Origin of the sequence: Serratia sp. CY47444, from assembly GCF_052168635.1 — a bacterium.
In the GTDB taxonomy this organism is placed as follows: Bacteria; Pseudomonadota; Gammaproteobacteria; order Enterobacterales; family Enterobacteriaceae; genus Serratia; species Serratia bockelmannii.
Genome location: NZ_JBJNMH010000027.1, coordinates 1 through 12,736 on the forward strand (window position 1 = coordinate 1; position 12,736 = coordinate 12,736).

Sequence of the window (12,736 nt, forward strand, 5' to 3'; positions counted from 1 at the left end):
TCATCACTGGATTACCAGACACCAGCTGAATTCGCAACGGACTGGCGAAACAGGAAATATGAAGAAAAACCAACCGACATTACTAACTGAAGGTTGTATCTAATCCTGGGGGCAGGTCACACCTACTTGTTGAGCTAATTTCTGCTCTTTACGAATGTCACTAGGATTACGCCCTTCACCCACTATTCTCCTGGCCTCATCACGTTTTTTACGCGCTTCAGCCAATGTGACAGTTGGATAAACACCAAAAGAAATCATTTTTGGTTTACCGCCAAAGCGGTAGCGGAAACGCCAGCTTTTGCTGCCGTTGGGTTCAACTAGAAGAGATAAGCCTAAACCATCGCCAAGTGTATAAGATTTGGTACCTGACTTGGCACGACGTATTTGCATATCATTGAGACGCATGTGTATAGAATTTCCATACCGAACAAAGTTATACACAATGCTACACACATTTAAATTTGGATTCTACGGGATAACCTCGGAAGCACACGGACAATAAAATCATTATCGATATGTTTTTAAAGATTTTTATGTACTTGCTCGGACATTACAGGAAGAGGAGATGGTGCCGATAATAGGAGTCGAACCTACGACCTTCGCATTACGAATGCGCTGCTCTACCAACTGAGCTATATCGGCATCGAGCCGGGCCTGCGGGGCAAGCCGGAAGTGCGTTGAACAAGGTAGACCTGCGCACGAAATGAGTCAATAGCCGCCGGGGCGTTTGGTTGTTTTGCAAGCAACCAGACTGCCCCACGTTGGCCCTTCCCAAAAAATCAGGGCGCAGCACGCTACGCCCTGACCTCTTTACTGTCACAATCCGGCCTTAGCTGCGCACCAGATCGTCGCCGTAGCCAATCCACTTGTAGGTGGTCAGCGCATCCAGGCCCATCGGGCCGCGGGCGTGCAGTTTCTGGGTGCTTACCGCCACTTCCGCGCCCAGGCCGAACTGGCTGCCGTCGGTGAAGCGGGTGCTGGCGTTGACATACACCGCCGAGGAGTCCACCGCGCGCACGAAGTGCTCGGCGCTGCTCAGCGAACGGGTGAGGATCGCGTCGGAGTGGTTAGTGCCGTGGGTGCGGATGTGGTCGATGGCCTGATCGATATCGTCCACCAGCAGCACGTTCAGATCCAGCGACAGCCACTCATCGTCGTAATCTTCCGCGTTCACCGGCACCACCGTCGCCGGGCCGCCCTGCAGCAGCGGCAGCGCGTTTTCCGCCGCGTGCAGCGTCACGCCCGCCGCCGCCATTTTGGCGCTCAGCGCCGGCAGGAACTCGGCGGCGATGCTGCGGTTCACCAGCAGCGTCTCCAGCGAGTTACAGGCGCTCGGGCGCTGAATCTTGGCGTTCTCAATGACCGTCAGCGCCTTGTCGAAATCGACGTCGGCATCCACGTAGGTGTGGCACACGCCGATGCCGCCGGTGATCACCGGGATGGTCGATTGCTCGCGGCACAGCTTGTGCAGGCCGGCGCCGCCGCGCGGGATCAGCATGTCGACATAGCGATCCAGGCGCAGCAGTTCGTTCACCAGCGCACGATCCGGGCTGTCGATCGCCTGCACCGCCGCCGCCGGCAGGCCGCACTGCTCCAGCGCCTGCTGGATCACTTTCACCGTTGCCTGGTTGGTGTTATGCGTCTCTTTACCGCCGCGCAGGATCACCGCGTTGCCGGTTTTCAGGCACAGGCTGGCGACGTCGATGGTGACGTTCGGCCGCGCCTCGTAAATCACGCCGATCACGCCGAGCGGCACCCGGCGGCGCTCCAGCTTCAGCCCGCTGTCCAGCAGGTTGCCGTCCAACACGTGGCCGACCGGATCGTTCAGGCGGCACACCTGGCGCACGTCGTTGGCGATCGCCGCCAGCCGCGCCGGGGTCAACAGCAGGCGATCGAGCAGCGCTTCGCTCATGCCGGTGGCGCGCGCTTGCGCCATGTCTTGTTCGTTCGCCAGCAGGATCGCTTCACTGTTGGCTTCCAGCCTGTCGGCCATCACCGACAGCACCTGATTTTTCTTCGCCGTGCTCAGCACCGCCAGCTGCCAGGAGGCCTGCTTGGCGGCCTTCCCCATCTGCTCCAGCATGCTCACTCCTTAACTGACAATCATATCGTCGCGGTGCACTGCCACCGGACCGTATTCATAACCGAGGATCTCGCTGATTTCCTGCGAGTGGTGCCCGGCGATCATGCGCATCGCGTCGCTGTTGTAGCGGCTGACGCCGTGCGCCAGATCGCGCCCCGCCAGGTTGCGGATGCGGATCACTTCGCCACGCGAGAAGTCGCCCTTCACTTCGCGGATGCCCTTCGGCAACAGCGAGCTGCCGCGCGCCATCATCGCTTCCACCGCGCCGTCGTCGACGGTGATCTCGCCGGCCGGCGGCGCGCCGAAGATCCAGCGCTTGCGGTTTTCCAGCGGGGTTTCCAGCGCGTGGAAACGGGTGCCCACCGGCTTGCCTTCAATCACGTCCGCCACCACACCCGGCTTGCTGCCGGCGGCGATCACTACGTCGATGCCGGCGCGGCAGGCCACGTCGGCCGCCTGCAGCTTGGTGCCCATGCCGCCAGTGCCCAGACCGGAGACGCTGTCGCCGGCGATGGCGCGCAGCGCGTCGTCGATGCCGTGCACTTCACGGATCAGTTCGGCCTGCGGATTGTTGCGCGGATCGGCGGTGTAGAGGCCCTGCTGATCGGTCAGCAGCAGCAGTTTGTCGGCCCCGGCCAGAATGGCCGCCAGCGCCGACAGGTTATCGTTGTCGCCCACCTTGATTTCGGCGGTGGCGACGGCGTCGTTCTCATTGATTACCGGCACGATGCGGTTATCCAGCAGCGCCGTCATGGTGTCGCGCGCGTTGAGGAAGCGCTCGCGGTCCTCCAGATCGGCACGCGTCAGCAGCATCTGCCCGACGTGAATGCCGTAAATGGAGAACAGCTGTTCCCACAGCTGGATCAGCCGGCTCTGCCCTACCGCTGCCAGCAGCTGCTTGGAGGCGATGGTGGCGGGCAGCTCGGGGTAGCCCAGGTGTTCGCGCCCGGCGGCGATGGCGCCGGAAGTGACGATGACAATGCGGTGGCCCGCGGCGTGTTGCTGCGCACATTGGCGCACCAATTCGACAATGTGGGCGCGGTTCAGACGCAGCGATCCGCCGGTCAACACGCTGGTGCCCAATTTCACAACCAATGTCTGGCTGCCGTTCATAGTATTTCTGCCGTGTGTAATGATGAGAAGAAGAGTGCAAAGGTCTTTGTAACAGGAGAGACGCGTTATGCCAACAGGCACAACGCGAAATCAGCACAATACGTGGTCAAACGGGGTCAGGCGGAGAGTTTGATCAGTTTTTCTTTGAAATCGTCGGCGGGTTCCAGCCCCAGTTCCATGGTCGCCAGCAGCTCGCCCAGGCGGCGATGGAAGTCGCGCAGGGTGTCTTCCAGCTTGGCGTTTACTTCATCATCCTTAATGTTTTGCGCCGTCCAGTCGCCTTCCTTGTCGAACAGGCCGAATTGGTACGAATAGGTGAAGCGCGCCTCTTCCGCCTGCAGCTCCATCCACCAGCCCCAGAACTCACGCTTCTCCGGAGCGGGCTTTACATTGACGCAGACGGCCAAACAATCAAAGAAAAAACGGTCGTTTTCACATTGCCCTTCACGCAGGTACGGCCCCAAGCTGGCAAAACGTTTCATTAGTCGGCTTTTAGGGTGACCACTCGGTAACGTCATTCTCTAACCTCCTCAATGTAGACCACTCTTTTTAACAAACTGTTAAAATTTAGCAACTAATTAACGCATTTTGTCCCTCAGCCAACCGGACATCTGCAGCAACGCCCGGTGGAAGCTGTCGTACACCGGGGTGCGCGGGATGGCGACCAGCTTGCCGCTCACCGAGGAGGTGACGATCAGCTGCGACTCCTCTTTCGGACTGAGCGTATCGCGCTCCCAGTAGCCGGAGATCATCGGCGTCGGGCAACGGCGCCCCAGCAGCCCCTGCATTTTCAGCGAGTAGCTGTTCAGCTCCACCTTCAGCACGTTGTCCGAGGCGTTAGCCATGCCCATGCGGCTGGCCAGCACGTCCATATACATGTCCGGCACGTTCAACTGGGTGCTGCTGTCGCACAGCAGGCGATGCACCACCGGCCCCAGGCAGGCTACACCGCGCAGCCGCTGCGGCTCCAGATAGGCCAGCCGCACCGCCACATTGGCGCCGAAGCGGAAGCCGAAGGCGCTCACCCGCTGATGATCCACCCACGGCACCGAGGCCAGCTGGATCAGCACCTGTTGGTGCAGGTAGCTGGAGTCCTGCGTCAGCTTCCATTTGCACGAAGAACCGATCGACGGCATATCGAGCGTCAGCATGGCGATACCGTGCGGCGCCAGGTAGTCGCGGAACAGGCGATGATAGTCGGTCTGCAGCGTATCGAGGCTGCCGCACATCAGCACCGTCGGGAACGGCGCCTCGCCCTTCTCCGGCATGTGCAGGAAACCGGTGACGCTGCCGCCGCCTTCGATGCGGAACTCCAGCTCTTTCAGCTGATACGGCAGCAACAGCGCCGCCTCTTCGTAAGCGCGGTTGGCGAGCATCTCCGCCTGTTCGGCCAGCTCGTCGCCCTTCAGGTGCGGGTAACCGGCGATGCTGTACAGGCTCGCGGCCTTCAGCCAGTACTCGCCGCCGAGCAGCGGATCCTGCTGTTCCGTCGCCCGCTGCTGCCACTGCATGCCCTGATGGATCCACTCGTAGATCCAGTTGCCGTTGCGGTAGCCCACCACGGTATCCAGCCGCTGCGGATTGCTGCGCTCGGCGTCCGAGGCGGCGATGCGCGCCAGCACTTCGTGGATTTCGATCGGGCTGACGCCGCGCCAGGCCCACAGCAACGGATTCAGCATGCGATACCAGCTGCCGGTGGTGTCGCCTTCCAATGCGGAATGCATGGCGGCGCTCACTTTGTTGCGCGCGCGCAGCACCAGCGTCGAGGTTTCAGGGTGTTTGAATTTGGGCTTGAAAAGAATTTCAGAAAGGTTGGCCTGTGCCATGGTAACAACAGCCTCCGTAAATCTGGCGATAGGCCGCAAAAGGCCTACTTAACTGGAGGTAGTGTACCTAACTCTGGCGGGATAAACCAAGATAACGCAAACGCCCGGCATAACCGGGCGTTGGGCTGGAACTGGCTGGGCTTAGCGGCCGCCGATCGGGGGAACGAAGCTGACGCCCATGTCCCACGGCTGTTCGATCCAGGTATCCTGCGGGATGTCGACTTCGTAGTCGTCCACCAGCGGACGGCCCGCCGGCTTGGCGAAGATGGTGACGAAATGCGCTTTCGGATACATGTCGCGGATCGCTTTCGCGGTGCCGCCGGTATCCACCAGATCGTCCACCACGATGAAGCCTTCACCGTCGCCTTCGGCGCGCTTGAGCACTTTCATTTCGCGCTGGTTGTCATGGTCATAGCTGGAAATGCAGACGGTATCCACATAGCGGATGCCCAGTTCGCGCGCCAGCAGGCCCGCCGGCACCAGGCCGCCGCGGCTGACGGCAATGATGCCCGTCCATTTGTCGGCAGGCAGCAGGCGGTGCGCCAGCTTGCGTGCGTGCATTTGCAGCATATCCCAGGTAACAACGTATTTTTCGCTCATAGAATCGTGTCCCAGCCGGCGGTGAAGCGGCTTATTTGTAGTTCAGGGGAAAAAAGGTTGCGCGAGATTATAGAGACTGGCCGCGTTGAATTCCAGCTGTACCGAGGAAAACCTCGCGATTTCCGCCGGGCGGCTTTTCGGTGATTGATGCTGAAAAAGCGAGCGTTCCCGCAGCGAAGCCATGTGATCAAGCGCTTAAACCGCACAATACGGGGGGCGCACCGCCGGAAATAAAGTGATATTCTCTGACGATCGTGCCACGACGCACAGATACCCGCTCACCTTAACCGCGCGGCATGCCCGTCCTGTCGGAGCCTGCCGTCACAGGAGACTTATAGTGTCTGAATTGTCTCAGCTTTCGCCACAGCCGCTGTGGGATATTTTCGCCAAGATCTGTTCTATCCCGCACCCTTCTTATCATGAAGAAGCGCTGGCGCAGCACATCCTCACCTGGGCCAAAGAAAAGAACCTGCACGCCGAGCGTGATCAGGTCGGCAATATCCTGCTGCGCAAACCAGCCACCAAAGGCATGGAAAACCGCAAGCCAGTCGCGCTGCAGGCACACCTGGACATGGTGCCGCAAAAGAATAACGACACCGTACACGACTTCGCCAAGGATCCGATCCAGCCTTATATCGCCGGCGAGTGGGTGAAAGCGCGCGGCACCACGCTGGGCGCCGACAACGGCATCGGCATGGCCTCCGCCCTGGCGGTGCTGGCCGACGACAGCGTTGAGCACGGCCCGCTGGAAGTGCTGCTGACCATGACCGAAGAAGCGGGTATGGACGGCGCCTTCGGGCTGCAGCCGAACTGGCTGCAGGCGGATATCCTGATCAATACCGATTCCGAAGAAGAAGGCGAAATCTACATGGGTTGCGCCGGCGGTATCGACTTCATCACCACCCTGCCGCTGCAGCGCGAAGCGGTGCCGGCCGGTTACCAAACCCTGAAGCTGACCCTCAAGGGCCTGAAAGGCGGCCATTCCGGCGCCGAGATCCACGTCGGGCTGGGCAACGCCAACAAACTGCTGGCGCGCTTCCTGTTCGCCCATGCGGCGGCGCTGAACCTGCGCGTGCTGGACCTGAACGGCGGCACCCTGCGCAACGCCATCCCGCGTGAAGCCTCCGCGGTGGTAGCGGTGCCGGCGGACAAGGCCGACGTACTGAAAGCGCTGAGCCAGGAGTTCCTGGCCGTGCTGCAGAACGAACTCTCCGCCAAAGAGAAGAACATCACCGTGCTGTTGGAGCCGACCACCAGCGCTTCGCTGGCGCTGAGCGCCGACAGCCAGCAGCGCTTCCTGGCGCTGCTGAACGGCACGCCGAACGGCGTGATCCGCATGAGCGACGCGGTGAAAGGCGTGGTGGAAACCTCGCTGAACGTCGGCGTGGTCACCACCAGCGAAAACGAAGCGGAAATCATCTGCCTGATCCGCTCCCTGATCGACAGTGGCAAAGACTACGTGGTCGAGATGCTGACCGCGCTGGGCCAGCTGGCCGGCGCTAAAGTGGCGCCGAAGGGCGGCTACCCGGGCTGGCAGCCGGACGCCGACTCGCCGGTGATGCACCTGGTGCGCGAGCTGTATCAGGATCTGTTCGACAAGACGCCGAACATCATGGTGATCCACGCCGGTCTGGAATGCGGTCTGTTCAAAAAGCCATATCCAAACATGGACATGGTATCGATCGGGCCAACCATCACCGGCCCGCATTCGCCGGATGAGCAGGTGCATATCGAAAGCGTCGGCCTGTACTGGAAGCTGCTGACCTCGTTGCTGAAAGCAATCCCTGAGCGCGCGTAATCTGCACGCTTAACGCAAAAAGCCGGCGACCGCCGGCTTTTTTATTCCCACGACAGCGCCAGCTGCCGCTCCAGCTGCGGATCGAGCAGCGTCACATGCAACCCCACCAGCCGCACGCCGCGCCCTTCGCGCCGCTCGCGCCACGCCTGCCGCGCCACCTCCAGCAAATCCTGCCGGTTCAGCACCGGGAACACGTGCTCCTGGGTGGTTTGCTGAAAATCCTGAAACTTCAGCTTCACGCCCTGCCGGGCGATGTGCAGATCCGGCTTCACCTTGCGCAGCCGCATCTCCAGCTCGGGATAGAGTTTGTCGATAATCAGCGTTTCGCAGTCTTCCCAGTCGTGAATATCCTCCGCCAGCGTGCGCTCCACCCCCACCGATTTGCGCAGCCGCTCAGGAGAGATTTCGCGCCGATCGATACCCTGACAGCGCTCCCACAGCACCCGGCCGAACTTGCCGAAGCGCTTGAGCAGCTGCGCCAAATCGTATTGCTGCACGTCGGCGCAGGTGATAAGCCCCACTTCCTCCAGCCGCTTGGCGGTCACCTTGCCGACGCCGGGGATCTTGCTGAGCGGCAGCTGCTGCAAAAACGCCGGCACCTGCGCCGGCGTGATCACGTATTGCCCGTTCGGCTTGTTCATCTCGGAGGCGATTTTGGCGAGAAACTTGATTGGCGCGATGCCGGCCGACGCGGTGAGGTTCAGTTCGTCGGCGATCGCCTGACGGATTTCCTGGGCGATCAGCGTCGCCGAACCGTTGCATTGCGGGCTGTCGGTCACGTCGAGATAGGCTTCATCGAGCGACAGCGGCTCGATCAGCGGGGTATAGCGGGCGAAGATTTCGCGGATGTGCAGCGAGGCCTCTTTGTAGGCCGCCATGCGCCCCGGCAGCAGGGTGAGATGCGGACACAGCTTGAGCGCCATCGCCGTGGACATGGCGCTGTGCACGCCGTAGCGCCGCGCCGGGTAGTTGGCGGTGCTGATCACCCCGCGGCGATCGGCGCTGCCGCCAATCGCCAGCGGGATATCACGCAGGCTGGGATCGTCGCGCATTTCCACCGCCGCGAAGAAGCAGTCCATATCGACATGAATGATTTTACGCATCGCACCCTCCAGTAACACTGTATAAGTATACAGTCAGATACCGAAAGCTCAAGGCCGCAGGATTCGACGAAAGCACCGTTTCCGCCAGATATTTCCGCGTTGTTAAAAAAGCTTAATTTTTCAATAGTATGATTTCCGCCATCCCGTGCGGCTCACCACAACGATAACGACAAGGTACCCTACATGATCAGATTTTCTTATTTGCTGCTGGCTTCCGCGCTGTCGCTGAGCGCGCTGGCGGCCAGCGCCACCGCCGGTCATGCGCCGGCGATCGTCGCCCACCGCGGCGGCACCGCCGATGCGCCGGAGAACACCCGCATCGCCATCGAAACCGCGCTGAAAAACGGCGCCGACGCCATCTGGATCACCCTGCAAGAATCCAAAGACGGCGTCATCGTGCTGTATCGCCCCTCGAACCTGAAAGCGCTGACCAACCGGCAGGGCCCGGTCTCTGCCTATACCGCCGCGCAGCTGGCCGAGACCGACGCCGGTTGGGCCTTCGCCAAGGGTGATGCGCACCCGTTCCGCGGCCAGGGCATCGGCATTCCACGGCTCGACGACGTGCTTAAAGCGTTTCCGCACGTCACTTTTTATCTGGACATCAAATCCCCGGACGCCGATCCGGCGCAGTTTGGCCAGACGCTGCTGGCGACGTTGGAAAGCACCGACAGCCTGAACCGCACCCGCGTCTACTCCACCGACGCCAAATACCTGCAGGCGCTGCCGCCGGCCATCCCGCGCTTCGAAAGCCGCGACGAAACCCGCACGCTGCTGGCCAATATCACCATGGCGCACCAGTGCGACGTCAAACCGGACAACCGCCAGCCGCGCTGGTACGGACTGGAGCTGAAGCGCGAGGTGGAAGTGGTGGAAAAATATACCCTCGGCGAAGGGCGTTCGAAGGCGTTTCTGACCTGGGATAAAGAGTCGATGGACTGTTTCCGCTCGCAGGGCCCGGCGCACATTATCCTGTTCGGCGTCAACTCGCCGCAGGAATATCAGCAGGCGCTGGCGCTGGGCGCTGACGGCGTGATGGTCAACTCGCCGGCCGAGGCGAAAAGCTTCCGCAAGGCGAAATAAAAAACCCGGCCAAGGCCGGGTTTTCGCTACAGAATACGGTGCTTTTCCAACTGCTCGCGCCGCTGCGCCGCTTTGGCTTCGCGCTTTTTGCGCGCATCGCACGGCTCCGGGCAGTCGCAGACTTTCTCCATGCCCAGCGCGGTGATGCCGCCGCAGCTGCCCTGCAGGCTTTTGCGTTTGAACACATAGCCCAGCGACATGCCGCCGACGATCAGCAGAAACAACACGAAAGTAGCGGCGAATACCGTCAACATAGCAACCTCACGAACGCTTTTTCAGATAGGGCTTGAACGCGTCTGAGTAACGCTCCTCAAACCCGTCGGCGGTTTTCACAATCATGAACACCGGGATACCGAGCAGGTTGGCCAGCGCCAGGCCGCGCTCCGGCCCCATCACGTTCAGGCCGGTGGACAGGCCGTCGGCGGTCATGCAGGTCGGGCTCAGCACGGTGATCGACACCAAACGGTGGTGAATGGGTCGGCCGGTGACCGGATCGATGGTGTGCGAATAGCGCACCCCGTCCTGCTCGAAGTAGTTGCGATAGTCACCCGAGGTAGCGATCGACATCTCCCCCGGCTGGATCACCAGCTGCGCCTGCTGTTGCGTACCGGCAGTCGGGCGCTCGATGGCGATGCGCCACGGCTTTTGCTCGCCGTTGCGCCCGCGGGTGCGGACTTCACCGCCGATATCCACCATGTAGTTTTGCACGTGTTGCGATTGCAGGTACTCCGCCACCACGTCCACGCCATACCCTTTGGCGATCGACGACAGGTCGACATACAGCTCGGGGATGTTTTTCACCAGCGCGTTGCCCTGCACCGACAGTTTATCGGCCCCGGTCCAGGCGCGACGGTGCGCCAGCTCCGCCTCGCTCGGCACTTTATCCGGCCGCCCTTCCGGGCCGAAGCCCCACAGGTTGACCAGCGGCCCGACGGTCACGTCCAGCGCACCGTCGGTGACGCGGTTGATGCGAAGCGCTTCGCGCACCACCTCAGCGGTGGCCGGCGAAACCGGGAACGGCCGGTCAATGTCGCGGCTGGCGTTGAAGCGGCTCAGCTCGGAGTCCGGCCGGTAGGTGGACATCTGGTCGTTCACCTGCTCCAGCCGTTTGTCGATCTCCGCCTGCATTTCGCGCGCCGACGGCGTATCGTCACCGGTCACGTAACGGATCGAATACGAGGTGCCCATGGTTTTACCCGTCAGGTCCACCTGTTCCGGCCCACAGCCGGTCAGCAGCAGGGTGGCGCTCAGCGCCACGCCCGTCAGCCAGTTCTTCATCGCCAATGCGCGCATTTAGCCACCAAAGTCATCCAGCATGATGTTTTCGTCTTCGACGCCCAGATCTTTGAGCATCTTGATCACCGCGGCGTTCATCATCGGCGGCCCGCACATGTAAAACTCGCAGTCCTCCGGCGCCGGGTGGTTCCTCAGGTAGTTCTCCAGCAGAACATTATGGATAAAGCCGGTGTAACCGGTCCAGTTATCTTCCGGCTGCGGATCCGACAACGCCACGTGCCAGGTGAAGTTTTCGTTCTCCGCCTGCAGCTGGTTGAAGTCGTCTTCATAGAACATCTCGCGCAGCGAACGCGCGCCGTACCAGAAGGTGATCTTACGCTTCGAGTTCAGGCGCTTGAGCTGATCGAAAATGTGCGAACGCATCGGCGCCATGCCCGCGCCGCCGCCGATGAAGATCATTTCGGCGTCGGTGTCCTTGGCGAAGAACTCGCCGAACGGCCCGGAGATGGTCACCTTGTCACCGGCTTTCAGCGACCAGATATAGGAAGACATGATGCCCGGCGGCACGTCCGGATTGTTCGGCGGCGGCGTGGCGATACGCACGTTGAGCATGATGATGCCCTTCTCTTCCGGGTAGTTGGCCATCGAGTAGGCGCGCACCGTGGTGTCGTTCACCGTCGAGCGGTAGCGGAACAGGTTGAACTTGTCCCAGTCGCCGCGATACTCCTGTGGCACGTCGAAGTCGGCGTAGCTGATGTCGTGCGCCGGTGCTTCGATCTGGATAAAGCCGCCCGCGCGGAACGGCACGTCCTCACCATCGGGGATCTTCAGCTTCAGCTCTTTGATAAAGGTGGCTTTGTTATCGTTGGAGATAACCTCGCACTCCCATTTCTTCACGCCGAAGATCTCTTCCGGCAGCTCGATTTTCAGGTTCTGCTTCACGTTCACCTGGCACGCCAGGCGGCACCCTTCTTTCGCTTCGCGCTTGTTGATGTGCGAAAGCTCGGTCGGCAGGATATCGCCGCCGCCCTCTTTGATCACCACCCGGCACTGGCCGCAGGAACCGCCGCCGCCGCAGGCCGAGGAGACGAAGATCCCCTGGCTGGAGAGCACGTTGAGCAGCTTGTCGCCCGCCGGCGCATGGAAGCTCTTATCCAGATCGCCGTTGATTTCCACCGCGATGTCACCGGTGTTCACCAGCTTCGATTTGGCGAACAGGATCAGCAACACCAGCACCATCACGATGGTGGTGAACATGGCTACGCCTAAAATAATTTCCATAAATTCTTCCCGCCTTTACAACTGAACACCGGAGAAGGACATGAAGCCCAGCGCCATCAGTCCGGTGGTGATAAAGGTAATGCCCAGGCCGCGCAGCCCTGCCGGCACGTTGGCATACTTGAGTTTTTCGCGGATCCCCGCCATGGCGACGATCGCCAGCATCCAGCCGGTGCCGGAACCAAAGCCGTACACCACCGATTCTGCGAAGTTATAGTCGCGCTGCACCATGAAGGACACGCCGCCGAAGATGGCGCAGTTCACGGTGATGAGCGGTAGGAAGATGCCGAGCGCGTTATACAGCGACGGGAAGAAGCGATCGAGGATCATCTCCAGAATCTGCACCAGCGCCGCGATCACGCCGATGAAGGTAATGAAGTTGAGGAAGCTCAGATCGACGCCTTCCACCAGCGCGCCGTCGCGCAGGATCAGGTTGTAGACCAGGTTGTTCACCGGCACCGAAATGCCGAGCACGATGGTCACCGCGATGCCTAGACCAAAGGCGGTCGAGACCTTCTTCGACACCGCCAGGAAGGTACACATCCCGAGGAAGAACGCCAGCGCCATGTTCTCGACGAACACCGCGCGCACAAACAGGCTGATATAGTGTTCCATCGGC

At 60.9% G+C, this 12,736-nt stretch carries 12 protein-coding genes, 1 tRNA gene and 1 pseudogene; 2 read left to right on the plus strand and 12 right to left on the minus strand.

Features of this window, described 5'->3' with window-relative positions; all coding sequences use genetic code 11:
* Nucleotides 1-126 precede the first annotated feature (126 nt).
* The 7 genes and pseudogenes from ACJ8IL_RS23195 to gpt form a co-directional block, all read right to left on the minus strand.
* Nucleotides 127-405 (minus strand): annotated as a pseudogene (locus ACJ8IL_RS23195) (Arm DNA-binding domain-containing protein); the annotation flags it as partial.
* Nucleotides 406-566: 161 nt separating this feature from the next.
* A tRNA-Thr gene (locus ACJ8IL_RS23200) sits at nt 567-642 on the minus strand.
* Between the two features lie 187 nt (nt 643-829).
* Nucleotides 830-2,083, minus strand: a complete 1,254-nt coding sequence (gene proA, locus ACJ8IL_RS23205; protein ID WP_060432508.1) for a glutamate-5-semialdehyde dehydrogenase — start codon at nt 2,081-2,083, stop codon at nt 830-832.
* 9 nt (nt 2,084-2,092) lie between these two features.
* Complete coding sequence (proB, locus tag ACJ8IL_RS23210) at nt 2,093-3,196, minus strand: glutamate 5-kinase (RefSeq protein ID WP_015376738.1); 1,104 nt, start codon at nt 3,194-3,196, stop codon at nt 2,093-2,095.
* Nucleotides 3,197-3,312: 116 nt separating this feature from the next.
* Nucleotides 3,313-3,714, minus strand: a complete 402-nt coding sequence (gene crl, locus ACJ8IL_RS23215; RefSeq protein WP_004930258.1) for a sigma factor-binding protein Crl — start codon at nt 3,712-3,714, stop codon at nt 3,313-3,315.
* Nucleotides 3,715-3,774: 60 nt separating this feature from the next.
* The gene (gene frsA, locus ACJ8IL_RS23220) at nt 3,775-5,022 is read right to left on the minus strand and encodes an esterase FrsA (protein WP_021504999.1); all 1,248 of its coding nucleotides are present in this window, start codon (nt 5,020-5,022) and stop codon (nt 3,775-3,777) included.
* Nucleotides 5,023-5,163: 141 nt separating this feature from the next.
* Entirely contained in the window at nt 5,164-5,622 is a 459-nt protein-coding gene (gene gpt, locus ACJ8IL_RS23225; RefSeq protein ID WP_025301674.1) for a xanthine phosphoribosyltransferase, read from the minus strand.
* 337 nt (nt 5,623-5,959) lie between these two features.
* Between gpt and pepD the strand changes: the two genes are divergently transcribed.
* Nucleotides 5,960-7,420, plus strand: coding sequence for a beta-Ala-His dipeptidase (pepD, locus tag ACJ8IL_RS23230; protein ID WP_025301673.1), 1,461 nt, complete (start codon nt 5,960-5,962; stop codon nt 7,418-7,420).
* A 41-nt stretch (nt 7,421-7,461) separates the two neighbouring features.
* On the opposite strand, the gene dinB is transcribed toward pepD, so the two are convergent.
* A complete protein-coding gene (dinB, locus tag ACJ8IL_RS23235; RefSeq protein WP_025301672.1) occupies nt 7,462-8,523 on the minus strand; it encodes a DNA polymerase IV in 1,062 nt (353 codons plus the stop codon).
* Nucleotides 8,524-8,706: 183 nt separating this feature from the next.
* Here dinB and ACJ8IL_RS23240 point away from each other — a divergent pair, with 183 nt between their 5' ends.
* Nucleotides 8,707-9,603 (plus strand): glycerophosphodiester phosphodiesterase family protein, encoded by an 897-nt coding sequence (locus tag ACJ8IL_RS23240; RefSeq protein ID WP_308369999.1) that lies wholly within the window; start codon nt 8,707-8,709, stop codon nt 9,601-9,603.
* Nucleotides 9,604-9,629: 26 nt separating this feature from the next.
* Here the strand turns inward: ACJ8IL_RS23240 and nqrM are convergent, their stop codons facing one another.
* The 4 genes from nqrM to nqrE are packed head-to-tail and all read right to left on the minus strand — an operon-like array spanning nt 9,630 to nt 12,732.
* Entirely contained in the window at nt 9,630-9,857 is a 228-nt protein-coding gene (gene nqrM, locus ACJ8IL_RS23245; RefSeq protein ID WP_016928987.1) for a (Na+)-NQR maturation NqrM, read from the minus strand.
* A 7-nt stretch (nt 9,858-9,864) separates the two neighbouring features.
* The gene (locus ACJ8IL_RS23250; protein ID WP_308370000.1) at nt 9,865-10,896 is read right to left on the minus strand and encodes an FAD:protein FMN transferase; all 1,032 of its coding nucleotides are present in this window, start codon (nt 10,894-10,896) and stop codon (nt 9,865-9,867) included.
* Nucleotides 10,897-12,120, minus strand: coding sequence for an NADH:ubiquinone reductase (Na(+)-transporting) subunit F (gene nqrF / locus ACJ8IL_RS23255; RefSeq protein WP_043135532.1), 1,224 nt, complete (start codon nt 12,118-12,120; stop codon nt 10,897-10,899). It abuts the gene before it with no gap.
* 15 nt (nt 12,121-12,135) lie between these two features.
* Nucleotides 12,136-12,732: an NADH:ubiquinone reductase (Na(+)-transporting) subunit E gene (nqrE, locus tag ACJ8IL_RS23260; protein ID WP_004930235.1), complete on the minus strand. Its 597-nt coding sequence runs from the start codon at nt 12,730-12,732 to the stop codon at nt 12,136-12,138.
* Between the last annotated feature and the right edge of the window lie 4 nt (nt 12,733-12,736).